This is a genomic window from Variovorax sp. YR752 (assembly GCF_943372545.1).
Genome location: NZ_CALRZC010000049.1, coordinates 17,438 through 41,779, shown reverse-complemented (window position 1 = coordinate 41,779; position 24,342 = coordinate 17,438). Strand labels below are relative to the sequence as shown.

Genomic DNA, 24,342 nt, shown 5'->3' with positions numbered 1-24,342 from the left:
CCCTATCTCATGATGCAGACGCTGGTGACCGATTGGGCGCCGCTGGGCAGCGCACTGCTGGTCACGCTGAAGATCACGGTGCTGTCGTTCGCGCTGGCGACGGTGGCAGGCGTGCTCATCTCGTTCCTGTTCGTGCAGAGCAAGCGCATCGAGACCGCGCTCTTTCCCTATGCGGTGCTGCTGCAGGTCACGCCGATCGTGGCCGTGGCGCCGCTGATCATCATCTGGGTGAAGAACCCGGTGGCGGCCATGACGGTGTGCGCGGCGCTGGTGGCGCTGTTTCCCATCATCAGCAACACCACGCTGGGCCTGCGCAGCATCGACCCCGACCTGCAGAGCTACTTCAAGCTGAACCGCGCGACGCGCTGGCAGCAGCTGGTGCGCCTGCGCATTCCGAGCGCGCTGCCGTATTTCTTCGGCGGGCTGCGCATCTCCAGCGGCCTGGCGCTCATCGGCGCGGTGGTAGCGGAGTTTGTCGCGGGCACGGGCGGTTCGGGCGCGGGGCTGGCTTACCAGATCCTGCAGGCGGGCTTCCAGCTGAACATTCCGCGCATGTTCGCAGCCCTGCTGCTCATCTCTCTTACCGGCGTCGCGCTCTTCGTGCTGATGGCCTGGCTCACCAAGGTGGCGCTGGGCTCGTGGCATGCGAGCGAACTTTCCCAGGATTGACATTGACCATGAACGCTCCCGCTTCCACCATCGAACAACTGCTGCTCGAACTCCCCGACCTCGACTGGATCACCGACGAGGGCCGCGTCACGCGCCTGTCGCAAGACTTCTCGTGGTTCAGCCCGGTGCTCACGCGCCAGCTGAAAGACAAGCGCGCCGACGTCGTGGTGCGCCCGCGCACCGAGGACGAAATCCGCGCCGTGGTGGGCGCCTGCGCGCGCCGCAGCGTGCCCATCACCATCCGCGGCAGCGGCACCGGCAACTACGGCCAGACCACGCCGCTCGCGGGTGGCGTGGTGCTCGACATGACCGGCTACAACGCCTGCCTGTGGGTGCAGCCCGGCGTGGCGCGCGCGCAGGCCGGCATTCGCCTGGGCGAGCTCGAGAAGCAGACCAAGCCCACCGGCCAGGAGCTGCGCTGCGTGCCGTCCACCTACCGCAGCGCGACCTTGGGCGGTCTCTTCGGCGGCGGCTTCGGCGGCGTGGGCTCGATCAACTACGGCCCGCTGAGTGCGCCGGGCAACGTGATCGGCATCCGCGCGATGACCATCGAGGCCGAGCCGCAGGTGGTCGAGCTGCGCGGCCCCGACGCCATGCGAATGCACCACCTGTGGGGCACCAACGGCCTTGTGCTGGAACTGGAGATCGCGCTGGCACCAGCCCATCCGTGGCTCGAGACGCTGGTGACCTTCGACAGCTTCGAGCGCGCGCTGAACTTCGCCGACAAGCTCGCGAACGCGCCGGGCATCGTCAAGCGTGGCGTGACCTTCTTCGCCGCGCCCGTCGCCGACCACCTCGCGCAACTGGCCGCGCACCTGCCCAAGGGCTGCCACACCGTGCTGTCGCTGGTGGCCGAGTCGAACGAGCCCGCGATGATGCTGCTGGTGGAAGCGCACGGCGGCACCGTCGGCTACCGCAAGACCGCGGCCGAGGTGCAGAAGAGCAACCGCACGCTCATGGAGTTCACCTGGAACCACACGACGCTGCACGCGCTGAAGATCGACCCGACGCTGACCTACCTGCAGAGCGGGTTCATTCCCGGAAAACATGTCGCGCAGATCATCGAGATGGAGAAGCTGCTGGGCGGCGAGGTCCTGATGCACGTCGAGTTCCTGCGCAACGTGGCGGGGTTGCTGACCTGCAGCGGGCTGCAGCTGGTGCGCTTCAGCACCGAGGCGCGGCTCAACGAGATCATCGACATCCACCGCGCGCACCAGGTGCACATCAACAACCCGCACGTGAACATCGTGGAAGACGGCAAGGCCGGCGGGCCGCTGCCGCCTGAAGTGATCGAGGTGAAGAAGCGCTTCGATCCGATGGGGCTGCTCAACCCGGGCAAGCTGCGGGACTGGCCGGTGCCTGCCGCGGATTGACGGGCCTCGCGACCGATCAGTGCGCCGCGTCCATGCGCAGCCGGTACGCCACGCCATCGCGGCCGGGGTCGGCGCCGCCGTGCAGGCCATCGGCCTGGACCTGCACGCCGTGCACCCAGCCGATCGTGTAGTTGTACGGGTTGCGGCCGATGGCGTAGCCCTGTGCTTCCAGCGCGCGCGTGGTGGAACGCGGAATGCGGTTGCACACGTCGATGGAATTGCTCGTGGACGAGAAGCGCGGCGCCGACACGGCTGCCTGCATTTCCATGCCGTGGTCGATCACGTTGAGCAGCACCTGCAGCACGCCCATGGCGATCTGCGTGCCGCCGGGCGCGCCGAGCACCACGTCGAGTTCGCCGTCCTTGAAGGTCATGGTGGGGCATGACGAGGTGAAGCGGCTCTTGCCCGGCTGGATGCTGCCGGCGCGGCCCGGGCGCGGGTCGAACACCCCCATGCAGCCGTTGTAGAGGAAGCCCATGCCCGGCGTGATGATGCCCGAGGGCATGGCGAGCGAGTGGGTCAGCGAGACGGCGTTGCCGTCGGCGTCGACCACGCTCAGGTGGGTGGTGTCGCGCGGCACGGGCGCGCCGGGGTTCACGCGCTCCACGTTGAAGCGATGGCCCGTGCGGATCTGCTCGGCCACGTCGCGGGCCATGTCCTTGGACAGCAACCGGTCGAGCGGCACGTCGAAGAACTTCGGGTCGCCGATGCAGCGGTCCTTATCGATCGTCGCCTTCTTCATGGCCTCGCACACCGTCTGCAGGTAGGCGGGGCTGTTGTGCGCCAGGCCTGCCAGATCGAAGTGCTCGAGGATGTTGAGCATCTGCAGCAGCATGGCGCCGCCGCCCGGGGGCTGGTTGGTGGTGATGGTGCGGTCGCGGTAGCGGCCCACCAGCGGCGCGTTGCGCTGCACCTGGTAGCGGGTCAGGTCGTCGTGCGTGATCAGCGCGCCCAGCGACTGCAGGTGCGCCACCATCTTGTGCGCCAGGTCGCCCTGGTAGAACGGGCGCGCGCCCTCTTCGGCAATCTGGCGCAGCACGGCGGCCATGCCTTCGTTGCGCAGCGGCGCACCGATGGGCTTGGGGCGGCCGTCGGGGCGGCAGTACAGCTGGCGGCTGTCTTCGCAGTACTGCAGTCGCTCCAGGTTGCCGACGCGGCCCATGGTGGGCTCGTCGGTCCAGAAGGCGTGCATGCCGGGGCGCACGAAGTAGCCGTCCGCGGCCCAGCGGATGGCGGGCTCCACCACCTGCCGCCACGGCAGTCGGCCGTGCGCCTGGTGCATGGCCTCCAGGCCCTTGAGCGTGGCCGGCGTGCCGATGGACTGGGGACCGATGTCGTTGACGCGGCCCTTGAGGATGAAGCCGAAGCCGTCCTTGGTCTCGCCCTCCAGCAGGTGCTCCCACATGTCTTCCCTGGCCGCCAGCGGCGCGGGCGAGTGGAAGTCGAAATACTCGTGCACCTGCGCGCCGGGCAGGTACACGGCGGCGGTGCCGAAACCTGCGATGCCGCACATCAGCGGATCGACCACCGTCTGGGCCAGCGCGGTGGCCACGGCGGCGTCCACCGCGTTGCCGCCTGCGCGCAGGATGTCGATGCCGGATTCGGCGGCCTCCGGCTGTGGGCAGACCACCATTGCTTCTTTTTTCATGACTTGTGCTGACGAACCCCTTGCTGCATCGCGATACGGCAAGGGGTGGAGATGGGAGGAAAAGGGAGCGGCGCTTGCGCGGGTCGCCGGTTTACTTGGCGCTGAGGTTCAGCGCCCCGAGCGTGGGGCCCCAGGCCTTGGTGTCACGCGCCGCCGTTTCCATGACCAGCGCGGAAGGGCCCGACATGGCGATCACGCCCATGCTCTTGAGCTTGGCCTGCACGTCGGGACTCTTGTGGAAGGCGGCAGTCGCCTTGTTGAGCTTTTCCACGATGTCGGGCGGCGTGCCGGCGCGCGCCACCACTGCGCTCCAGCCCATGTTGTCGAAGCCCTTCACGCCCAGCTCGCCCAGCGTGGGCACGTCGGGCAGCTCGGGGGTGCGCTGCGGCGACAACACGGCCAGTGGATTGAGCTTGTGGTTCTTGATGTGGGGCAGCGCCGTGCCATACACCGGTGCCATCACTTCGGTCTGCCCGCCGATGGTGGCCAGGATGCCGTCGGCCTCGCCCTTGTAAGGGATGTGGGTCATCGAAATGCCCAGGGCATTGCTCACCAACTCGACAGCGAGATGGGTGGAGTTGCCCAGGCCGGCGGACGCGAAGTTCAGCTTGCCGGGCGCCGCCTTGGCTTTGTCCGTCAGGTCCTTGAGCGTCTTGATGCCCGTGGCCGGATTGGCCGACAGCACGAACGGCACCGTGGTCAGCATGGTCACGCCCACAAAATCCTTCTCGGGGTTGTAGGGCAGCGGCTTGTAGGTGAACTGGTTGAGCACCATCAGCGACACGCTGCCCAACAGCAGCGTGTAGCCATCGGCGGGCGCATTCAGCACGGTCTGTGCAGCAATGATGCCGCCCGCGCCGGGCTTGTTCTCCACCACGATGGTGGCGCCGATGGCCCTGCCTGCATGCTCGGCCCACAGGCGCGCGATCGTGTCGCTGCTGCCGCCCGGGGCCTGCGAGACGACCAGCCGCACGGGCCGGCTGGGGTAGGAGGCTTGCGCGAACACGGTGGTGGCCGTGGTGGCTGTGACTGCCGCGACCGCGACACCCATCAGGATCTTGTAGACGTTCGTGATTGCTTCAGGCACAGGAATTCCTCTGAGGGTCTGACATAAAAGATGAAGTAATTTTCATGACAACGCCGCCATCCACCTAGTGAAAATGCAAAATGGAACCATGAAGGTTTACTCATGATCGAGCGTTCAGAAGGCCTCTCCTGGGCCCGGGGCATCAAGGTCCGGCATCTGGAATCCTTTCTGGTGCTGGACGAGGCGGGCACGCTGACCGAAGCGGCGGCGCGGCTGCACATGACGCAATCGGCCATGTCGCACTGGCTGGCGGAACTGGAACGCGTGGCGGGCACGCCGCTGGTGGTGCGCGGACGCAAGGTGCAGCTGACGCCCGCGGGGCATCTGCTCAAGCGGCTGGCCATCACCGTGCTGGGCGACATTGTCCGCACCGGCCGCGAGATGCATGCGGTGGCCGCGGGACGCGTGCCGCGCCTGAACGTGGGCAGCGTCTGGGCCGGCATCGCCGGCGGCCTGCCCGAAGCCGTGACCGCATTCCAGCAGCGCCATGCCGATGTGGCCGTGTCCATTCACGACGGGCTGTTCGACGACCTGCTCAAGGGCCTGGACACGCGTGCCATGGATGCCGTGATCGGCGTTCTGGATGCCAGGGCGCACCAGCCGCAGCTGGCGCACCACGTGCTCTTCGACGACCAGGTGAGCATCGTCATCGGCCAGGGCAGCAAGCACTGGCACAGCGACCAGCCGCTGGGCTTTGCCGACGTGCTGCGCGAGCAATGGGTGATGCCGCCCCTTGGCACGCTCACCCGCATCCAGATGGATGCCTACCTCATCGAGCAACAGGCCTCGTGGCTGGTGCCCAAGGCAGAAACCGCTTCGCTGGCCATGATGCAGGCCCTGCTGCACAAGGGCGACTATGTCGGCGTGTGCGCGGAATCCATGGCGGACTACATGGCCTCGCTGGGGCTGTTCCGAAAGGTCGCCATTGATTCGAACATCCGCTTCGGCCCCATCACTGTGGTGTGGAACCGCGAGCACGTCTCGGTCACGCTCATGGACTTCATTGACTGCCTGAAGGCGCATGCGCGAGGCTTGCCTGCCGCACCCGTGCAGGCGGCGCCCAGGGCTTAGCGGCCCGCCAAGGCAAGTGCCTCAGTTCGAATCTGAAGCCTCGTAGACCACCACTGCGGCGGCCAGGTCCTCCAAGGCGGTGCCCACGGCCTTGAAGACGGTTCGCCCATCACCATCGGCGCGCCCCTGAATCCGGCCCGCGGCCAGGTCGGCCAACTCCCCCGCCACATCGTCGGCAGCGAACACGCCGCGCGACATCGGCCCGAGCAGTTCGCCACTCTTTTTCAACGCTTCTTGCGTATCGACAAACAGACGTGCGCCCGCAAAGCAGGCATCGTCGGCTTCGCGCATCTGCGGCGTGAAACTGCCGATCAGGTCGAGGTGGCTGCGAGGCCGCAGCCACGCGCCCTGCACCACCGGCTGCGTGGCGAGCGTGGCGCAGCTCACGATGTCGACGTCGTTCACCGCCTTGGCGAGATCCGGCGCAACGGCCGCCTCGATGTTCTGCGCGCACAGCCGCGCAGCGAGTGCCTTCGCCGCAGATTCGTCGCGGTCCCACACCACCACGCGTTCGATGGGGCGCACGGCACGCAAGGCCTCGGGAATGAGGCGGCCGACACGCCCGCAGCCGACGACCAGCAGACTGCGCGCGTCGACAGGCGCGAGGTAGGACGCGGCCAGGGCCGATGCGGCAGCGGTGCGGCGCGACGTGATCTCGTTGCCGTCGATCTGCGCCAGCGGCTCGCCCGTGCTGGCGTCGTACAGCACATAGGTCGAGAACAGCCCAGGCAGGCCGCGCTGCGCGTTGTCCGGGAAGATGGTCACGGTCTTGATGCCCAGGTAGCGGTCGTGCTGCCACGCCGGCATGACCAGCACGGTGCGGGGCGAGGCGTCCGTTTCGGCCTGGAGCGAATGCGTGTGCCGCAAGGGCACCTCGCAGCCGGCGATGAACATCTCCCGAAGGGCCGGGATCAGGCGGTCGAAGGGCAATGCACGGCGGGTGCTTTCGGTATCGATGATTTTCATGAGGTCGCGGATGGAATCAGGTGATTGAAAGTGCCGGCCGTCAGGCCTCGAGCACCACGTCTTCGAGCGGGACGGCCTGGCAGGCAAGGCACACGGCCGGGTCTTCCGGTTCGCTGCCGTGCAGGTGGCGCACCTTGCCGCTCAGCAGGCGCACGGCGCAGCTCTCGCACTGGCCCACGCGGCAGCCGCTGGCCATCTGCACGCCGAGCGATTCGCCGAAGGTCAGCAAGGTGCCCTGCCGGGGCGTCCACGTCGCGGGAACGTGGCCCGAGCGCGCGAAGCTGACGGTGAAGCGCTGGTCGCTGTCGGTGGGCGGCGTGGTGGGCGAGCGGAAGACCTCGCTGAAGATGTCGAAGCGCGGAACGCCCCGCGCCACGAGGCCGGCGGTCACCGCGTCCATCATGGCCGGCGGTCCGCACAGGTAGAAACGGGCGCGCTGCGCGATCAACGCGTCGTCCACCACGCGCGCGTCGATGAAGCGGTCCGACTGGTAGTCGATGCCCTGCCGCTCCTGCAGCCGTGGTGCGTTGTAGTGGTCGACAACCTGCAACTGCGGCAGGCGCGCGCCGTGCTGCGCAATGCGCTCGCGAAACGCGTGGGTCGTGCCGTTCTGGTTGGCGTAGTAGAGCCAGATGGCCGGCCCTTGCGCGCCGTCGGGCAGCGATTCGAGCAGGCTGATGAAGGGCGTGATGCCGATGCCTCCCGCGAAGAAGACCAGCGGCTGCGGCGAGTGGCGCGGCAGCACGAAGCCGCCGGACGGCGCCCGCAGCGCGAGGGTGTCGCCGACCTTCAGCGCGCGGTGCAGATGGCTCGACACGCGCCCCTCGTGCGGCGTACCGTCGGCCGAGCGGCCGCGCTGGTGGCGCACGGCCACGCTGTAGCTGCGCCGGCCCGGCACCTCGGCCGCGCCCGTGAGCGAGTAGGCGCGCGTGACCTGCGTGCCGTCGTCCAGATGCAACTGCATCTCGACGTGCTGACCGGGTCGGTAGTCGGGCAGTTCGCCGCCGTCGACCGCTTCGAAGTGGATGCCCAGCACGCCGTCGGCCTCGGGCCGCAGTTCGCTGATGCGGAACGGACGGTAGCCGGGCCACTTGCGCTGCCGCATCTCTGTCGCCGGGTCGCGTTCGATGTCGCAGAGAAAGGAGCGATGCGGCACCGAGCCGCTCACCGGGTCGCAACTGTCGGCGGATATCAGCGCGTTGAAGTTGCTGCCCAACGCGCCTTCGACCGGGAGGCCGTCGCGGTCGAGCTCGGGGCAGCTCTGCCACCAGCCGAACTCGGCCACGATGACGTCGTCTCCCAACTGGGGCGTGACGCGTGCGACGAAGCGGGCCTCGCCCACGCGCGTGCGGATGCGCATCCAGTCGCCGTCCACGATGCCCTTCGCGGCCGCGAGCGCGGGGCTCAATTCGGCCACCGGATCGGGCGCGCGCTTGCGCAGCGAGGCCAGACTGCGGTGCTGGCTGTGGCAATAGAAGCCGTTCTTGGCCGAACTCAGCACATAGGGAAAGCGGCCCTGGCGCGTGGCCTTCGCATCGCGCGGCGTGTCGGCCGGCTCGACGAAGGTGGCGATCGGCGGCTGGCCGTGGCGCAGCAGGGTTTCGGAATAGAGCTCGACGCGGCGCGTCGGGGTGTCGAAGCCGCGCACGCCGGTGGGCGTGGCGCGGGCGTATTTCTGTTCGCTCGCGTCGATGGTGCAGGCCATGCCTTCGGGCCGGGCGCGCAACTGGTCGACCGTGAGGCCGAGCGGCTCGAGCATGTGGTTCCAGCCCGCGTCCAGGCTGCCGCCGAAGAAGCCGTCACCCATGCCCAGGCGAACGGCCAGGTCGAACAGCACGTCGTTGTCGGATCGCGATTCACCGCGTGGCGTCACCATGCGCTGACGCAACTGCACCCAGCCGGCCGCGCGGTCGTCGATCTCGAAACCGATGCGCAGGCCTTCGCGCTCCCAGGGCGTGTTGACCGGCAGCAGGATGTCGGCGTACCGGGCGGCGGGTGTTTCGAACAGGTCGCAGTGCACGTGGAATTCGAGCTGCGACAGCGCCTGGTGCGCGAGCGCGGTGTCGGCCTGCGACACCGGCAGGTTGGTGCCGAAGGCCATCATCGCGCGCACCTTGTAGGGCTCGCCTTCGAGCATCGCGCGGTAGGTGTCGCGCGCCGTCACCCACCCGTGTGCGGGAGGGCCGATCGGGCGCTCGGCCAGGCCGAGGGCCTTGGCGCGCTGGGCGTCGGGCAGCAGTGAGAGCGAGTTGACGGCGTTGACGCGCGGACCGACGCGAACGCGGTTCGCGCCGATGCGGTCGAAGCTGCCGCACAGCGCATACAGCGTGGCGACCGCGCGCTCGGCTTGTGTCGCGTTGGTGTGCTGGCCGATGCCGGTCCAGGCGTGATAGGCCACGCGGCGGCAGGTGCCGAAAAGCTCAGCGACCGCGCGCAGCGAGGCTTGCGCAACGCCGGTGATGCGTTCGACATTCGGCGGCGTGTAGGCGGCGCAGCCCTGGGCCAGCAGTTCGAAGGCGGGCGCGCACGACAAGCGATGTGCGCCCACGTCGATCTCGACCGCGCCGCGCAGGCGAAAGTGGGCTCCGTCCTGGGCTTGCGCCGCCTGCTCGGTGTCATAGGGCACCGCGCAGGCGAGTGCGTCGTTCCACGCCATGAAGCGGTTGCCCTGGGCATCGGGCCACAGGTCCTGCTCGCGCAAGAAGTGCCCGTTGTCGCCGCGCACCAGCAACGGGGCATTGGTCCACGCGCGCACAAAACCTTCGTCGAAGCGCGCGTCCGCGATCAGCAGGTGGATCAGCCCCAGCGCCAGTGCCGCATCGGTGCCGGGCCGCACGGGCAGCCAAGCGTCGGCCTGCCGCGCGAGCGCCGTGGGGCGCGGGTCGATCACCACCATCTTCGCGCCGTTCGCGCGGCCTCGGCCGATGGCATTGGCCTGCGCCAGCCAGGTGTTCGCGGGGTTGTGCCCCCACAGCACGATCAGATCGGCCTGCGCGTAGTCGGCCGCAGGCATGCCGCAGCCGAAGGTGAAGGCGTGCGCGAAGTCCTTGTGCCAGTTGCAGACCTCGGTCGCGTAGCAGATGTTGGGGCTGCCGAAGAGGCGCACGAAGCGCTCGATCCAATCGATGCTGTCTGTCAGGGGCGTGCCGCTGGGCGTGGTCACGGCGAACACCACCGACTCGGCGCCGCTCTCGGCCTTGATGGCGCCCAGGCGCTGCGCGGTCTCGGCCAGTGCCTCGTCCCAGCCGATGCGCACCCAGCCCGGGTCCGCTTCGGTCTTGGGCCGGGTGCGGCGCATCGGGTAGCGCAGCCGGTGCGGGCTGTGCACCAGTTCGGGCGCGGCCTTGCCCTTCATGCACATCGCCTGGCCGGTGGGGTGCGAGGCGTCGGGCCGTACCGACACCAGCATGTCGCCCTGCACCTCGTTGAGCGTGCCGCAGCGCGAACGGCAGAGCGTGCAGTAGCCCTGTTTGGTTTGCGTGGGCGCCGTCGTCGTCATCACTTGCATCCGAAATCTGGGTGGCTCAAGGCATCACCGGCGCGACATAGCTCAGCGTGCGCCCGAAGGCCCAGAGCATGAAGAGCACCAGCGGTGCATGCACCAGCAATTGCAGGAACGTAAAGCCCACGATGTCGCGCGCCTTCAGCGACAGCACGCCCAGCAGCGGCAGCATCCAGAACGGGTTGATCAGGTTGGGCAGCGCCTCGGCCGCGTTGTAGACCTGCACGGCCCAGCCCAGGTGGACCTTCAGGTCGTTGGCCGCCTGCATGACGTAGGGCGCCTCGATGATCCACTTGCCGCCGCCCGAGGGAATGAAGAAGCCCAGCACGGCGGAGTACGCGCCCATCACCACGGCGAAACTGTCGACGCTGGAAATGCTCACGAACAGATGCGCGACGCGGTCCGACAGCGTGATGCCTGCGTCGCCCTTGGCGCCGGTCAGCATGGCCGCGATGGCACCGTACAGAGGGAACTGGATGATCACGCCCGCCGTCGACGGCACCGCACGCGACACCGCGTCCAGAAAGCTGCGCGGGCGCCAGTGCAGCAGCAGCCCGATCATGAGGAACAGCAGGTTGTAGGTGTTGAGGCCCGAGATCGCGATCAGCGGGCTCTTGGCCATGAACTCCTGCGCCAGCCAGCCGAAGCCCAGCGCGCACAGGAGCAGCGTGAGAAGCGGACTGCGCTCGAACCACTCGCCGGGGCGGCGCCCGGCGGGCTCGGCGGCAGCGGGCTTGGCTTCCGTGAGGTCCACGCCCAGGTCCTGCGCCGTGACCGCGTGCTTCGCGTCGGGCGCCGACCACAGCGCGATGGCCACCGACACGACCATCAACACCAGCGCCATGGCGACCGACTGCCACAGGAAGATGGTCTGGCTGAACGGGATCACGCCGGTGATGTCCAGGATGCTCTTGGGCAGGCTGCTGGCGTTGGCCTGCAACTGCGCCGCCGACGAACTGAGCCCCAACGCCCAGGTCGCGCCCATGCCGAGGTAGGCCGCCGCGCCGCCGGCGCGGTAGTCCATGCGCAGGTCGAGGCGGCCGGCCAGCGCGCGCACATAGAGCGCGCTGAAGATCAGCGAAATGCCCCAGTTGAAGAGCGACAGGATCATGCTGATCGCCGCCACGTACGCGATGGCCTGACGCCCCGACACGGGCAGTGCGGCCAGCTTGCGGATGAGTCGCGCGGCCGGCGGCGAGGTCGCCACCACGTAGCCGCCGATGGCCACCAGCGCCATCTGCATCGTGAAAACAATGAGGCTCCAGAAGCCGTCGCCGAAAGACTTGGCCACCGCTTGCGGGCTCGATCCGTTCAGCAGCGCGGCGCCTGCGACCACCACCACGGCGATGGCCGCGAACACGAAGGCGTCGGGAAACCAGCGCTCGGCCCAGGCGGTGAAGCGCAGGCCCAGGCGGCTCAACAGCCCGGCTTCGGCCGGGGCCTCCTGGAGTACCGGAGGATGGGCGCCGGGGCCGGCGGAAGTGTGTGATGTCGATGGCATGGTGGGTCTCCTGCTGCTACTGCTTCTGGAACGGTGGGCGTCCTCGTCACACGCCTGACATGGCGTGCTGCCCGGATGTTAGGAATTGCCATCGACAATTCATAATCTCTATTTTCAATAGAGCGATATAGGATGTGTCTATGTCGATAACGATCAAGCAGCTGCAACACTTCGTGGCTGCAGCGCACACGGGCCAGGTGTCCCGCGCAGCCCAGCGCTGCTATGTGAGCCAGCCGTCGCTGACCACGTCGCTCAAGAACCTGGAGTCGACGCTGAAGGTGCAGCTCTTTACGCGGCACTCCGACGGGCTGCGGCTCACGGTGCAGGGCGAAGGCTTTCTTCGGCACGCGGAGCACATGCTGCACACGCTCGAGGCGGCAGTGGAGGAAACGCGCAACTCGGTGTCGGCGGTCGAGGGGCGGGTGCAGATCGCCATCACCGACACCGTGTCCGAATACATGCTGCCGAAGATCATCGGCGCGATGCGCAGGCAACTTCCGCTGGTCGAGTTCGAGCCCGTGGAGCGCAACCGGCTCGAGATCGAGAACGGCCTGCGCAGCGGCGAGTTCGACCTGGCCGTGGTCCTGGTGTCGAACCTCTCGCGCGCGCCGGACATCCGCCGCGAGAACCTGCTGAAGTCGGAGCGCCGCCTGTGGACGTCGTTCGATCATCCGCTGGTGACACAGAAGTCGGTGCCGCTGCGCGAGATCGCGCAGATGCCCTTCGTGCTGCTGGACATGGACGAGCACGTGGACACCGTGAGCCGCTACTGGAGCGCAATGAAGCTCAAGCCCAAGGTCGTGTTCCGCACCAAATCGATCGAGGCCGTGCGCAGCCTCGTTGCACAGAACGTGGGCGTGACCATCTTGTCGGACCTGGTGTTTCGCCCGTGGTCGCACGATGGCGGGCGCATCCGCCGGACGGTGGTGTCGAGCGCGGTGCCCTCGATGGACCTGGGACTGGCCTACCGGCGCGGGGCCGTTCTGTCCGAGGCCACGGCAGCCTCTGCGAGCACCTTGCGGTTGCTGGCCAAGACACTCACGAGAGAGTCACAACCGCGCATGGACGACGAGCCGCAGTAGCTTTCTCGCCGCGGCGGTCCGCCGCGCGCGCGCATGGGACCCAAGTCCTATGCGGCAGGAATTTCATGCATGGAAATCGACTTGTCGAACAGGGAGGCGATGCGGCCGCCTGCCACCGGGCATGCCAGGAAGCACCGCGCCCGTCAGTCCCACGTCCGATTCCCACCTCGCTGAAATTGCCGCCGGTACGCAGAAGGCGTCGCCCCCACGATCTGTCCGAAACGGCGCGCGAACTGCGTGGGCTCTCCGAAGCCGGTGCTCTCGCCGATCTCCGCCGCGGAGGCGCCAGTGAACACCAGCAACGTCTTCGCGCGCTCGATCCGGCGTTCGGTCACCAGCTCCAGGAAGGTCTTGCCCGTCTCGCTCTTCAGCAGATGCGCCAGGTGCGTGGGCGACACATGGCTCGCATGCGCCGCGTCCGCCAGGTTCAGCTCCTGCGCGAGGTTGCGGCTGATGTAGCGGATGCAGCGCAGCACCGCCGGCCGGTACGACTGCAGGGCCAGTCCCTGCGCCTCGCAGTTGCGAAACTCATCGCCGTAGCGCCGCCACACCATGCCGATCAGGTGGAGCAGATGGCTGCGAATGAGCAGGTGGCTGGCGGTGTCTTCGCCCGGCGGCCGCTGCGCTTCCTGTGCCATGCGTTCGCACAGCGCCTGCAGCTGCTGGGTCTCGGTTTCATCGAAGCGGAAATCCAGGCAATGCTGGAACCGGAAAGGCGCGAGCTCGGGCGCGCGTGACAGCGGCACCTCCGACAGCTCGAACACGTCGAGGTCCAGTGACGGCAGCAGGTAGTCCTTGCTGATGTTGATCACATGGAACACGCCGTCGGCCGCGTTCGGAATGTAGTGAACCAGAAACGGCAGCACGAAGCTCACCGTGCCGGCGCCGATGGCGCGCTGGTTCCCGCCGATGTAGTGTGTGGTCTCGCCTCGCGTGTTGACGTAGATCTGGAAGTACTCGTGCCGGTGCGGCACCGGATTCGGCAGACAGTTGCTCTGGTCGTGAATGCCGAAATAGGCGCGCTGTGCCCGCGCCGCCATCGTGTAGTTGCTGATGGCGGCACGCGCGGCGCCGGCGCGGGGCGGCGGCACGAATTCGTCGGGAGAAGGCGTGGGTGGCATGAAGAGCGGATCTCAAGATCGCAAGGATTGCATATCTTTGCGCAAGCCTGCGCGTTGAGGTGAGAAGGCCTCGTTCCTAGACTCTAGCCACTCCTTTCCAAACCATCCAGAGAGACAAACCCATGTCCCCCCACCCGACGGCCGAGCGCGCGACCGATACCCGTAGCGACGCCCTTCAAGTCCAGCCCATCTCCATCGACATCGTGGACAGCGACCAGCGCTTTCCGGTGCGCCGCGTCTACTGCGTCGGCCGCAACTACCTGGCCCACATCCGGGAGATGAAGGAAGGCGACGAGCGCGATCCGCCGTTCTTCTTCCAGAAGCCATCCGACTCGGTGGTGACCGACGGGCGCGTGCCCTACCCCACGCTGACGGACGACTTCCAGTTCGAGTTCGAACTCGTCGTGGCCATCGGCAGCGATGCATCGAACGTGTCGCCCGACACCGCGCTTGACCACGTCTTTGGCTACGCCGCAGGCCTGGACATGACCCGGCGTGACCGCCAGCGCGAATGCAACAAGCGCGGCCTGCCGTGGGAACAGGGCAAGTCGTTCGACCACTCGGCGCCCTGCGGCCCGATCCATCCGGTGGCGAAGGTCGGGCACATCCGTTCGGGAACACTCAACCTCTCGGTGAACGGCGCGGTGCGGCAAGACTCGGTGCTCGAAAAGATGATCTGGAACGTCCATGAAATCGTCAGCGAGCTGTCCAAGCAATACCGCCTGCTGCCCGGCGACCTGATCTTCACCGGCACGCCCGAAGGGGTCGGCCCGGTGCAACGCGGCGACAAGCTCACCGGCCGCATCGACGGGCTCGCGCCCCTGCAGGTCGAGATCGTCTGAGCCCGCAACCGCAGCACACGGAGACCCCATGAAACCACTCGAACGCATCTCGTACTCCTCCATCGCGGACCGTCCCGCACTGAAGCTGCCCGGCGGCAAGCGGCTGGCCGTCTGGGTCATCGTCAACGTCGAGGAATGGAATATCGACGAGACCATGCCCCGCACCGTGCTGACGCCACCGGCCGGCGGCTCGCCGATGCCCGACATCCCGAACTGGGCCTGGCACGAGTACGGCAACCGCGTCGGCTTCTGGCGCATGCTGGAAGTGATCGACGCGCTCGGCATCAACGCCACGCTCGCCATCAACGGGTCGGCCATCGGCGCCTACGAACCCATCGCCAAGGCCGCGAAAGAGCGCCAGTGGGAATTCATCGGCCACGGTTTCGGGCAGCGCAACATGCAGAAGGTGCCCGACGAGGTCGAGGACATCGCCAAGACCACCGAGGCCATCCGCGCCTACACCGGCAAGCGCCCGCGCGGCTGGCTCGGCCCGGGGCTCACGGAGACCTGGCACACGCCCGACATCCTGGCCGAGCAAGGCTACGAGTACGTGTGCGACTGGGTGCTCGATGACCAACCCGTGCGGCTGAAGACACGCGACGGCGGCTCGATCGTGAACGTGCCCTACACGCAGGAATGCAACGACGTGGCGATGATGCTGATCCAGCACCACAAGGCCAGCGAGTACCGCGACCGCGCCATCGACCAGTTCGAACAGCTCTACGCAGACGCGAAAGATTCGGCCCGCGTCATGGCGCTGGTGGTGCATCCGTACATCATGGGCGCGCCGCATCGCCTGCGCTACTTCCGCGAGGCGCTGGCGCACATCCAGCAACACGACGACGTGGCCTTCATGACAGGCGAGCAGATCCTCGACTGGTACGGCGCCGCCAGCACCGCAGCCACCGCGGCCTGACCCTTCGCCGGCACAGCGCCGGCGGCCCCGTGCAACGAACGAACAACAAACAGATTTCTCGCTCGACGAGAAGGAGACGACACGTGCATTCCTCAACCTCGGTCATTTCCCCAGCCGCCGGTGGCGCGCGCCGCGAGGCGCCCATCACTGCGCTGGAGATCGGCATGTTCCTGGTGCTGCTCGCCTCGTACGCGCTCAACGCGATGGACCGGCAGATCTTTCCGCTCATTGCCGCGGACGTGCGCAAGGAGTTCGGCTTCAGCCTGGCCGACACCGGCCTGCTGTCGACCATCTTCACGCTGGGCATGGCGGTGGCCGGCGTCCCGACGGGCTACCTGCTGGCGCGGCTGTCGCGCAAGACGGTGTTGCAGATCGGCATTGCGATCTTCTCGCTGGGCACGTTGCTGGCGGCCTACTCGCACGGCTTCGCCGACATGATCGTCTACCGGGCCGTCACCGGCATCGGCGAGGCGATGCAACTGACGGTGGTGATCGCCATCGCCGCGAGCTACTTCGCGCGCTACCGGGCCACCGCCGTGGGCGCCATCAACTTCTCCTTCGGCATCGGCGCGATCCTGGGGCCGCTGCTCGGCGGCCAGCTGATCGGCGTCGAGCGCGACTGGCGCCTGCCGCTCATCGTGTTCGGCGTGGCGGGCTTCGCGGCCATGGCGATCATCGCGCTCACCGTGAGCAAGCGCATGACCGAGAACGTGGCGGCCACCGGCGGGCGCACCGACCAGCGCGGCGCCACCACGCTGTGGAACCGCAACACCGCCCTGCTGACCGGCATGAGCGTCATCGGCGGGCTCTGCATCTACGGCTACCTGGGCATGTACCCGACCTTCCTGCGCGAGCACCTGCACTACACGCCGTCGGACACCGGCCGCGTGATGAGCACCTTCGGCTTCGGCGTGTTCGCATCGATCTTCGGCGGCTGGCTCGGCGACCGCTTCCATCCCAAGCTCGTGCTCTCGGCGAGCTTCGTGGGCACCGGCCTGCTGGGCTTCCTGATGTTCTCGGGACCCACCGACATGGTGGTGCAGTCGGCGCTGTCCTTCGCGTGGGGCTTCGTGGTGAGCGGCGTGCTCTACGTGAACCTGGCGGGGTATCACATCAAGGCGGTGCATGCCTCGCTCACGAGCCGCGCCACGGGCGTGTTCGTCACCACGCTGTACGGCGCGGGCGCGGTCGCGGGCTTCGTCATCGGCGGCATTGCCTCGCGCTTCGGCTGGAGCACGGCCGGGCTGGTGCAGATCACGCTGCTGGCGGCGATCGGTGTGGGGCTCACGCTGCTGCTGCACACCGACCGGATGTCGCTGCCGGCGCGCAAGCCGTGATGTTGCTCGACGGGGCGCTGCTCGGCGGCGCCGCGGCCCTGGCCGGTGCGCTCAATGCCGTGGCGGGCGGCGGCAGTTTTCTGACGCTGCCTGCGCTGGCGATGGTCGGCGTGCCGCTGGTGTCGGCCAACGCCACCGGAACCGCCGCGCTGCTGCCAGGCTACCTGGCCGGTGCCTGGGCATTGCGCAAGGAACTGTCGGGACCGATGTCGCCTTCGCTCCTGCGGTTGGGTGTGCTCTCGGTGCTCGGCGGCGCGGCCGGTGCAGCGCTGCTGCTGTCGACCTCGAACCATGCCTTTGCCCGCATCGTGCCGTGGCTGCTGCTGGCCGCGACGCTGCTCTTCGCGATCGGACCCGGCCTGGTGCGCCGCAGGATCGCCACCGCCGACAACAGCCACAAGCCGCGAGGCCGTTGGCTCGCCGACCTGGGCATCGTCGCAGTCGCCGTCTATGGCGGCTACTTCAACGGCGGCCTGGGCATCCTGCTGCTCGCCGTGCTCGGCGCGCTGGGACACACCGACATGGGGCGCATGAACGGCATCAAGAACTTCGTCTCCGCGATCCTGACGCTGATCGCCGTGTCCATCTACGCGGCCAGTGGCGCGATTGTCTGGACCTACGCGCTGTGGATGGCCCTCGGTGCCACGGTCGGCGGCTATGCCGGCGGCATGGCGGCCCGGCGACTGAAACCCGAGGTGGTGCGCGGCTTCGTCGTGTTGACGGGGTTGGCAATGACCGCGGCGTTTCTTCTCAAGGCGTACTGAGCGGGCTTTCGCTTCCTCTTCTTTCCATCACTTCAATCACTGGCAACTACTGGGTCTGGACATGCAAACAACCAAAAGAGACTTCACCCGTTTTGCAGGGGCGCTGATGGTCGCCGCCACCGGTGCGCCGGCGCTCGTCGGCTCGGCGTCGGTGTCGGCCCGCACCGCGCGCGCGCCCGCATCGCCTGGCATCCGCCGCGGCAGCTACCTCATCCGCAACGGCGCGGTCATCACGGTCGACCGCGCCAAGGGCGTGCTGCCGCGTGCCGACGTGTGGGTCCGCAACGGCGTGATCGAGAAGATCGGGCGGGGCCTGAGCGCACCGGCCGGCGCGGAGATCATCGATGCGACCGACATGATCGTCATGCCGGGCTTCGTCAATTCGCACTATCACATGTGGAGCGCCATCGGCCGCAGCTTCACCGCGAGCGACGGCGGCTTCTCGTACTACCCCGCCAAGAACGCGACCTCGACCCTGTACACGCCCGACGATTTCTACAACAGCGTGATGCTGGGCTGCGCCGAGCTGGCGAACGGCGGCACGACCACCGTGCACAACTGGTCGCACAACACGCGCTCCCCGGCCCATGCCGATGCCGAGCTGCGTGCGCACCAGAACGCGCTGCTGCGCGCCCGCTACGCCTACGGCCACGTCGACAAGATGCCCGCCGACGAACTCAACCGCTACGACGACCTGGCCCGCGTGCGGCGGGAATGGTTCGGCGAGCGCTCGCCTTTCGACGGACTGGTGCACCTGGGGCTGAACCTGCGCGGCCCGCAGCAGAGCACCGACGCCGTGTTCCACGAAGAGATGAAGGCCGCCAAGGCCAGTGGATTGCCCGTTGCGATCCACGCACCGCAGGAGGCACCGAACAACGTCGATGCCGTCGACTACGAACGGCGCGGCTACCTCGGCCCGGATTTCATGCTCGCGCACTACGTGCCCGCCAGCACGGCCGACCTCGCGGCCATGGCGCGCACGAAAACGCCGCTGTCCTTTGCCACGCACTCCGAGTTGCGGCTCAGCAGCACCGGCGATGCGCGCGCCGCGCTCTTCGCGATGCGCAACGCGGGCCTGACCATTTCGTTGTCGAGCGATGCGACCTCCATCGCACCGCCGGACATGTTCGAGGCCATGCGCTTCACCTGGAACCTGGGCGTGCCGTGGGCCGGGACGCCCAGCGCGCAGTCGAAGGCGATCGGCGTGCCCGAGGCGATCGAGATGGCGACCCTCAACGGCGCCATCGCGATGGGGCTGGGCGACGTCACCGGCTCGATCACCGAAGGCAAGCGCGCCGACCTCATCCTGGTGCGCACGCAGGACCTGAACATGGGCCCGGTCGGCAACGTCGAGACCGCCATCGTGCAAAGCGGCAGCGCCGCCAACGTCGACACCGTGATGGTCGACGGCCGCATCGTGAAGCGCAACGGGCGGCTGCTGGCCTACGACACGCGCGGCATCATGCGGCGCGCGCGGCAATCGGCGGAGCGGATTCGCGCTGCGGCGAGTGAGGCCCTCAAGCCCTGACGGCTGAGGCGCGCTTGCTGCAGCAGCTTTTCGGGAGACGCGCGCGGATCGACGTTGCCAACAACATCAGTCGCGATCCTCGTAGTAGCGGCGGTGCTGCTCGCGCTCCCATTGCCGGCGACGCCATTCACGGCGCTCCGCCCGGCGCTCTTCCCAGCGTTGCGCGCGGCGCTCCTCCCAGCGAGACCGAGGTTCGTCGTAGACAGGTGCAGGGACCGAGTAGGCCGGCTGTGCAGGCTGGTAATAGGTCGGAGCCGGTCGCGAGTAGACAGCCGCCGGCTCGTAATAGACCGGTGCGGGCTCACTCACGACCACGCCGGGCAGGTTCACGCCAATGGACCAGCTGGTGCCCGCGTTGGCCGATGCAACCGTCAACAAGGCGCCGGCAGCTGCGAGACCTGCGGCAACCCACTTGAGAGCGGCTCTGGGAAAAGTCATTTCAACTCCTTGGGGGCAAGAAATAGCCCCGATGCGCAACCAATGCCTGGCCGCGCGGCGCCGCGTACATCGCCACGGTGAAGAACGCTCCCAAATGTCACGTCATCGGCCATCTGCCTGGTGTGGAACCGTTTTCTCTTTTTCCCTTTTCTATTTGATTCTTGAGCGAATCTGTATCTGTAAATTTTCAGGGTTATCACTGTAGAAACGTTTCCACATCCATCTCAAACTGCGGCCATGACCGGCGCCGCACTTCTCTCTCCTTCACCTTCCGCACGGCTGCCGTTGCGGCCACCGCCCTACGAACCCGAGGTCGCTGCGGCGATACAAAGCACCGCGTTCAAAGGCCTGTCGCCCTTGAACCTTCGGCTGGCGCTCGCGAATCACAGCAAGCTCGGTCCGGCCTTCCAGGCCATGGCGCATGTGGTGCTGTTCCAGTGCGCGCTGCCCGAGCGCGACCGCGAGATCGCGATCATCCGCACCGGCGCACTCACGCGGTCCGAGTACGAGTGGGGGATGCATGTCAGCATCTACGCGGACCAATGCGAGCTCGATGCCGCGCAGGTCCGCGAGCTCACCGAAAGCGCCGACTGGCAAGCGCTGTCGCCGACGCGATGGACCGACAAGGAGCGCTTGATCGTTCGGATGGTGGACGAGCTGCACCACCATTCCACGGTGTCCGATCAGACCTGGCAGTCGCTTTGCGCGGGCTGGCCGCAGGCGCAGGTGATCGAGCTCATCTTCGCGTCGAGCTTCTATCACATGGCTGCCTTTTTTCTGAACAGCGCGGCCGTGCCGCTGGAGCCAGGCGCGGAGCGCTTTTCTGCCCCGCTCGCGCAAGCCAAGGTGCCGGCATGAAGGCCAAGGTCACCATCCGCGAAGTGGCCAAGGCCGCCGGCGTGGCCATCGGCACCGCGTCGCGCGCGCTGAACCGCACGGGGCGTGTCAGCGAACAGGCCATCGCAGCGGTCACCAAGGCGGCACGCGACCTCGGCTACACCCCCGACGCGGTGGCGCAAAGCATGCGGACCCGCTCCACGGGCGTGGTCGGGCTGCTGGTGTCGGACCTGGCCAACCCCCTGTATGCGCGGATCATCACGGCGGTCGAATCGCGGCTGCTGACAGCCGGCTATGCGCTGCTGGTGGCCAGCACCCACAACGACGAGCAGCGGGAGAAAACGCTGGTCGACCTGTTCCGGCGCCGACGCGTCGACGGGCTCATCCTCGGCCCCTGCCAGACCGAGACCCCGGAATACCTCGACCAGCTGGCGGCGGACGGCCCGGTGATTGCGCTCGACCGCGACTTCCAGGGCGACAACGCGGGCGTGCACGTCGACCATTACAACGGCGCCCTTCAAGCCACGCGCTACCTGCTGAACCTGGGCCACACGCGCATCGCGCTGCTGACGCCCGGCAGCGTGCTGCGCCCGGGCCGCGAGCGCATCGTGGGCTACAGGGATGCCTTTGCGGAGCGCGGCCTGCAGCCCGACCCCAAGTTGATCCGCGCGGAGAAGTCGGCGATGGACTTCGCCTTCAGCGAAGCCCTCTCCCTGCTGGGCTCGCCCGCGGCGCCCACGGCCTTCCTCTGCCTGGGCACCCGCATCCTGTCGGGCGTGCTGCAGGCGCTGCGCCACTCGGGCCGCCTGGCGCCCGACGACGTCAGCGTCGTCAGCATCGGCGACACCGACCTGTCGCAGCTTTTCAGTCCGGCGATCACGTCGCTGACCTGGGACCTGGAAGCGGTCGGCACCGCCGTGGCCGAATTGCTGTTGCGGCGGCTGGACAGCACGGCACCGCTCGAGCAGGAACGCATTCTCCTGACCACGCAGATGGTGCTGCGCGAATCCTGCGGCCCGGTCGCCAAGACCGCCACCGGTGCCGTTGCCGTTGCCGCCCGCAAGAAAACGAGAACCGCCCCATGACGCAGCGCCTCCAGAACAAGGTGGTGCTCGTGGTCGGCGCCGGCTCCGTCGGCAGCGACATCAGCAACGGCGCCGCCTGCGCCGTCACCTTCGCCCGCGAAGGCGCGAAAGTGCTCTGTGCCGACCGTTCGCCCCAAGCCGCTGCGGCGTCGGTGCAGCGCATTCATGACATCGGCGGCATCGCCGAAGCCTTCGAGGCCGATGTGCGCAGCAGCGAGCAGATCGGGCGAATGGTGGCGCATTGCGTCGCGCGCTTCGGCCGCATCGACGTGCTGCACCACAACGTCGGCATCGAGGAATTCGGCGAGCTGCTCGAGGTCACGGAAGAGTCCTGGGACCGCGTGCACGCCATCAACCTCAAGGGCCCCATGCTCACGGCGCGCGAGGTGGTGCCGCACATGATCCGCCAGGGCGGTGGTTCCATCATCAACATCTCCTCCATCGCGAGCCGCAAGTGGAGCCCGATGCAGTTCCTGTCGTACAGCACCTCGAAGGCGGCGCTGAACCACATGACACGCGTGGTGGCCCGCCAGTACGCGCAGCACCAAGTGCGCTGCAACGTGATCGTGCCGGGCCTGATCGACACCCCCCACGCCGCCGCCTTGTTCAAGAACGACGAAGAGGCGCAGGTGGGCCGCGAGATGCGCAACGCGCGCTGCCCCATGGGCCGCCAGGGCACGGCGTGGGACGTGGCGAATGCGGCGCTGTTCCTCGCCTCCGACGAATCGAGCTACGTGACGGGCCTGGAGCTGGTGGTCGACGGCGGCCTGTCCCTGTAGGCCGGTATCCCACCATCCCAAAGAAGGAGACAACACCATGCGCAAACTGTGGATTGCAGCGCTCGCGGGCCTCGCGTTCGCCGCCCATGCCGAAACGCCGGCAGACTATCCGACACGGCCGATTCGCTTCGTCCTGATCTCGGCGGCGGGCAGCGGCGGCGATGCGCTCGGCCGGCTTCTGGCCGACAAGATGGCGCCGCTGATCAAGGGCGTCTTCGTGATGGACAACAAGCCGGGCGCCAGCGGAGCCATCGCCACCGACTTCGTCGCCCGGGCGCCGGCCGACGGCTACACGATCGGCATCGGCGGCGCGACCACGCACGTGCTGCTGCCCGCGAGCAATCCCAAGCTCTCGTACGACTCGGTCAAGGACTTCGCACCCATCGGGCAGGTCGGCACCGCCTCGATCCTGCTCATCGCGACCAACGATTTCCCGGCGAACAACGCCAAGGAGCTCATCGCGCTGGCCAAGAAGTCGCCGGGCAGCGTGCAGTACGCCAGCTGGGGCATCGCCTCGACCGGCCATTTCTGCGGAGAGCTGTTCAACCTGCGTACGCAGGCGCAGATGAGCCACATCCCCTACAAGTCGGTGGTGCAGATCCAGACCGACATGCTGGGCGGCCACGTCAAGCTGGCCTACGTGGACATGGCGTCGGGCTCGCCGATGGTGAAGTCCGGCAAGGTGAAGGCGATCACCGCCTGCACCTCGCGCTCGCCCAGCCTGCCCGACGTGTCGAGCTACGACGACGAGGGCATCGATTTCGCGGGCAAGCGCATGGGCGCGCTGCGCTGGGCACTGTACGCACCCGCCGGCACGCCCAAGCCGATCGTCGGCAAGCTCTCCGCCGCGCTCAAGCAGGTGCTCGAGATGCCCGACGTGAAGACCCGCCTGCTGGACCTGGGCATCACCGCCGCCTTCGTCGGCAGCGACGAGCTGCGCACCATGACCGCGGCGGACATCGAAAGCTGGAAGCAGATCGCCAAGGCCGCGAACATCAGCAATGAGTGACGCCGCCCTCCTCCCGCTGCTGCAGGGCCGCGTGGCCCTGATCACCGGTGCCTCGCGCCCGCGCGGCATCGGCCTGGCCACGGCGCGGCTGTTCGCCCGGCACGGCGCCAAGGTAGCGCTGCTCGACCTGGACGAAGAAGAGGCACAAGCAGCGGCTCGGTCGATCGGACCGGAGCACATCGGGATCGGCTGCGACGTGCGCGATGCCGGCGCCTGTTCGTCCGCGGTGGCGCGCGCCCTGCAATGGGCGGGCCGCATCGACGTGCTGGTGAACAACGCCGCCATCACGCAGAAGCGCGGCGTGCTCGAAGTGACCGCCGAGGACTTCGAGCAGGTCGTGTCCATCGCCCTGCGCGGCACCCTGCAGATGGCGCAGTGCGTGATTCCCACCATGGTCGCGCAGCGCAGCGGCTCGATCATCTGCATCTCGTCGATGTCCGCGCAGCAAGGCGGCGGGGTGTTCGGCGGCAGCCACTACTGCGCCGCCAAGGCCGGCGTGCTGGGCTTCATGCGCGCCATTGCCAAGGAGCTGGGGCCGCAGGGCGTGCGCGCCAACGCCGTCGCGCCCGGCTTGATCATGACGGACTTCTCGCGCGGCGCGAACTCCGACGACAACAAGCATGCGCTGGGCAAGACGTTCCCGCTGGCCCGGGTCGGCCAGCCCGAAGACATTGCGAGTGCATGCCTTTACCTGGCGTCGGACCTGTCGTCCTTCATGACGGGCGCCACGCTCGACGTCAACGGCGGCGCGTACATGCGCTGAGCGCATCACCAAGGCACCAAGGAG

Annotated in this window: 21 protein-coding genes; 14 read left to right on the top strand and 7 right to left on the bottom strand. The window is 67.7% G+C overall.

Going from position 1 to position 24,342, the window contains the following annotated elements:
- On the top strand, positions 1–669 hold a 669-nt coding region (locus tag AAG801_RS14100), incomplete at its 5' end, for an ABC transporter permease (protein ID WP_341888930.1).
- Positions 670–677: 8 nt separating this feature from the next.
- Positions 678–2,042: an FAD-binding oxidoreductase gene (locus AAG801_RS14095; protein ID WP_341888929.1), complete on the top strand. Its 1,365-nt coding sequence runs from the start codon at positions 678–680 to the stop codon at positions 2,040–2,042.
- Between the two features lie 16 nt (positions 2,043–2,058).
- Here AAG801_RS14095 and ggt read toward each other — a convergent pair whose 3' ends face one another.
- The gene (gene ggt / locus AAG801_RS14090) at positions 2,059–3,690 is read right to left on the bottom strand and encodes a gamma-glutamyltransferase (protein WP_341888928.1); all 1,632 of its coding nucleotides are present in this window, start codon (positions 3,688–3,690) and stop codon (positions 2,059–2,061) included.
- A 91-nt stretch (positions 3,691–3,781) separates the two neighbouring features.
- A complete protein-coding gene (locus AAG801_RS14085) occupies positions 3,782–4,777 on the bottom strand; it encodes a tripartite tricarboxylate transporter substrate binding protein (protein WP_341888927.1) in 996 nt (331 codons plus the stop codon).
- A gap of 102 nt (positions 4,778–4,879) precedes the next feature.
- Between AAG801_RS14085 and AAG801_RS14080 the strand changes: the two genes are divergently transcribed.
- Positions 4,880–5,848: a LysR family transcriptional regulator gene (locus AAG801_RS14080; protein WP_341888926.1), complete on the top strand. Its 969-nt coding sequence runs from the start codon at positions 4,880–4,882 to the stop codon at positions 5,846–5,848.
- Between the two features lie 21 nt (positions 5,849–5,869).
- On the opposite strand, the gene AAG801_RS14075 is transcribed toward AAG801_RS14080, so the two are convergent.
- Genes AAG801_RS14075 through AAG801_RS14065 form a run of 3 tightly spaced genes read right to left on the bottom strand, consistent with a single transcriptional unit; the run spans position 5,870 to position 11,817 of the window.
- On the bottom strand, positions 5,870–6,814 hold the full coding sequence (locus tag AAG801_RS14075; protein WP_341888925.1) for an ornithine cyclodeaminase family protein: 945 nt from the start codon (positions 6,812–6,814) through the stop codon (positions 5,870–5,872).
- A gap of 40 nt (positions 6,815–6,854) precedes the next feature.
- Complete coding sequence (locus AAG801_RS14070; protein WP_341888924.1) at positions 6,855–10,322, bottom strand: molybdopterin-dependent oxidoreductase; 3,468 nt, start codon at positions 10,320–10,322, stop codon at positions 6,855–6,857.
- A 16-nt stretch (positions 10,323–10,338) separates the two neighbouring features.
- Complete coding sequence (locus AAG801_RS14065; protein ID WP_341888923.1) at positions 10,339–11,817, bottom strand: TIGR00366 family protein; 1,479 nt, start codon at positions 11,815–11,817, stop codon at positions 10,339–10,341.
- A gap of 140 nt (positions 11,818–11,957) precedes the next feature.
- On the opposite strand from AAG801_RS14065, the gene AAG801_RS14060 reads away from it, so the two are divergent.
- Complete coding sequence (locus AAG801_RS14060; protein WP_341888922.1) at positions 11,958–12,899, top strand: LysR family transcriptional regulator; 942 nt, start codon at positions 11,958–11,960, stop codon at positions 12,897–12,899.
- Positions 12,900–13,042: 143 nt separating this feature from the next.
- On the opposite strand, the gene AAG801_RS14055 is transcribed toward AAG801_RS14060, so the two are convergent.
- Positions 13,043–14,020, bottom strand: coding sequence for an AraC family transcriptional regulator (locus AAG801_RS14055; protein WP_341888921.1), 978 nt, complete (start codon positions 14,018–14,020; stop codon positions 13,043–13,045).
- Positions 14,021–14,142: 122 nt separating this feature from the next.
- Between AAG801_RS14055 and AAG801_RS14050 the strand changes: the two genes are divergently transcribed.
- From AAG801_RS14050 to AAG801_RS14030, 5 genes are all read left to right on the top strand, one after another.
- Entirely contained in the window at positions 14,143–14,862 is a 720-nt protein-coding gene (locus AAG801_RS14050; protein ID WP_341888920.1) for a fumarylacetoacetate hydrolase family protein, read from the top strand.
- 28 nt (positions 14,863–14,890) lie between these two features.
- The gene (locus AAG801_RS14045) at positions 14,891–15,778 is read left to right on the top strand and encodes a polysaccharide deacetylase family protein (RefSeq protein ID WP_341888919.1); all 888 of its coding nucleotides are present in this window, start codon (positions 14,891–14,893) and stop codon (positions 15,776–15,778) included.
- An 83-nt stretch (positions 15,779–15,861) separates the two neighbouring features.
- Positions 15,862–17,115, top strand: coding sequence for an MFS transporter (locus AAG801_RS14040; RefSeq protein WP_101489794.1), 1,254 nt, complete (start codon positions 15,862–15,864; stop codon positions 17,113–17,115).
- A 2-nt stretch (positions 17,116–17,117) separates the two neighbouring features.
- Positions 17,118–17,879, top strand: coding sequence for a sulfite exporter TauE/SafE family protein (locus AAG801_RS14035; RefSeq protein WP_341888932.1), 762 nt, complete (start codon positions 17,118–17,120; stop codon positions 17,877–17,879).
- Between the two features lie 61 nt (positions 17,880–17,940).
- Complete coding sequence (locus AAG801_RS14030; protein WP_341888918.1) at positions 17,941–19,407, top strand: amidohydrolase family protein; 1,467 nt, start codon at positions 17,941–17,943, stop codon at positions 19,405–19,407.
- A 66-nt stretch (positions 19,408–19,473) separates the two neighbouring features.
- Here the strand turns inward: AAG801_RS14030 and AAG801_RS14025 are convergent, their stop codons facing one another.
- Positions 19,474–19,845 (bottom strand): hypothetical protein, encoded by a 372-nt coding sequence (locus tag AAG801_RS14025; protein WP_341888917.1) that lies wholly within the window; start codon positions 19,843–19,845, stop codon positions 19,474–19,476.
- A 237-nt stretch (positions 19,846–20,082) separates the two neighbouring features.
- On the opposite strand from AAG801_RS14025, the gene AAG801_RS14020 reads away from it, so the two are divergent.
- Genes AAG801_RS14020 through AAG801_RS14000 form a run of 5 tightly spaced genes read left to right on the top strand, consistent with a single transcriptional unit; the run spans position 20,083 to position 24,318 of the window.
- The gene (locus AAG801_RS14020; protein WP_341888916.1) at positions 20,083–20,703 is read left to right on the top strand and encodes a carboxymuconolactone decarboxylase family protein; all 621 of its coding nucleotides are present in this window, start codon (positions 20,083–20,085) and stop codon (positions 20,701–20,703) included.
- A complete protein-coding gene (locus tag AAG801_RS14015) occupies positions 20,700–21,767 on the top strand; it encodes a substrate-binding domain-containing protein (RefSeq protein ID WP_341888915.1) in 1,068 nt (355 codons plus the stop codon). The genes AAG801_RS14020 and AAG801_RS14015 overlap by 4 nt, the downstream gene beginning before the upstream one ends.
- Positions 21,764–22,546: a glucose 1-dehydrogenase gene (locus AAG801_RS14010; RefSeq protein WP_341888914.1), complete on the top strand. Its 783-nt coding sequence runs from the start codon at positions 21,764–21,766 to the stop codon at positions 22,544–22,546. Before AAG801_RS14015 ends, AAG801_RS14010 begins: the two co-directional genes overlap by 4 nt.
- Before the next feature lie 37 nt (positions 22,547–22,583).
- Complete coding sequence (locus tag AAG801_RS14005) at positions 22,584–23,555, top strand: tripartite tricarboxylate transporter substrate binding protein (protein WP_341888913.1); 972 nt, start codon at positions 22,584–22,586, stop codon at positions 23,553–23,555.
- A complete protein-coding gene (locus AAG801_RS14000) occupies positions 23,548–24,318 on the top strand; it encodes an SDR family NAD(P)-dependent oxidoreductase (RefSeq protein WP_341888912.1) in 771 nt (256 codons plus the stop codon). Before AAG801_RS14005 ends, AAG801_RS14000 begins: the two co-directional genes overlap by 8 nt.
- Positions 24,319–24,342 lie beyond the last annotated feature (24 nt).

Coding starts and splice junctions, on each gene's coding strand:
- AAG801_RS14005 (WP_341888913.1), top strand. CDS start 22,584: ATGCGCAAACTGTGGATTGCAGCGCTCGCGGGCCTCGCGTTCGCCGCC.
- AAG801_RS14075 (WP_341888925.1), bottom strand. CDS start 6,814: ATGAAAATCATCGATACCGAAAGCACCCGCCGTGCATTGCCCTTCGAC.
- AAG801_RS14030 (WP_341888918.1), top strand. CDS start 17,941: ATGCAAACAACCAAAAGAGACTTCACCCGTTTTGCAGGGGCGCTGATG.
- AAG801_RS14095 (WP_341888929.1), top strand. CDS start 678: ATGAACGCTCCCGCTTCCACCATCGAACAACTGCTGCTCGAACTCCCC.
- AAG801_RS14080 (WP_341888926.1), top strand. CDS start 4,880: ATGATCGAGCGTTCAGAAGGCCTCTCCTGGGCCCGGGGCATCAAGGTC.
- AAG801_RS14015 (WP_341888915.1), top strand. CDS start 20,700: ATGAAGGCCAAGGTCACCATCCGCGAAGTGGCCAAGGCCGCCGGCGTG.
- AAG801_RS14010 (WP_341888914.1), top strand. CDS start 21,764: ATGACGCAGCGCCTCCAGAACAAGGTGGTGCTCGTGGTCGGCGCCGGC.
- AAG801_RS14065 (WP_341888923.1), bottom strand. CDS start 11,817: ATGCCATCGACATCACACACTTCCGCCGGCCCCGGCGCCCATCCTCCG.
- AAG801_RS14025 (WP_341888917.1), bottom strand. CDS start 19,845: ATGACTTTTCCCAGAGCCGCTCTCAAGTGGGTTGCCGCAGGTCTCGCA.
- AAG801_RS14000 (WP_341888912.1), top strand. CDS start 23,548: ATGAGTGACGCCGCCCTCCTCCCGCTGCTGCAGGGCCGCGTGGCCCTG.
- AAG801_RS14055 (WP_341888921.1), bottom strand. CDS start 14,020: ATGCCACCCACGCCTTCTCCCGACGAATTCGTGCCGCCGCCCCGCGCC.
- AAG801_RS14060 (WP_341888922.1), top strand. CDS start 11,958: ATGTCGATAACGATCAAGCAGCTGCAACACTTCGTGGCTGCAGCGCAC.
- AAG801_RS14070 (WP_341888924.1), bottom strand. CDS start 10,322: ATGCAAGTGATGACGACGACGGCGCCCACGCAAACCAAACAGGGCTAC.
- ggt (WP_341888928.1), bottom strand. CDS start 3,690: ATGAAAAAAGAAGCAATGGTGGTCTGCCCACAGCCGGAGGCCGCCGAA.
- AAG801_RS14045 (WP_341888919.1), top strand. CDS start 14,891: ATGAAACCACTCGAACGCATCTCGTACTCCTCCATCGCGGACCGTCCC.
- AAG801_RS14050 (WP_341888920.1), top strand. CDS start 14,143: ATGTCCCCCCACCCGACGGCCGAGCGCGCGACCGATACCCGTAGCGAC.
- AAG801_RS14020 (WP_341888916.1), top strand. CDS start 20,083: ATGACCGGCGCCGCACTTCTCTCTCCTTCACCTTCCGCACGGCTGCCG.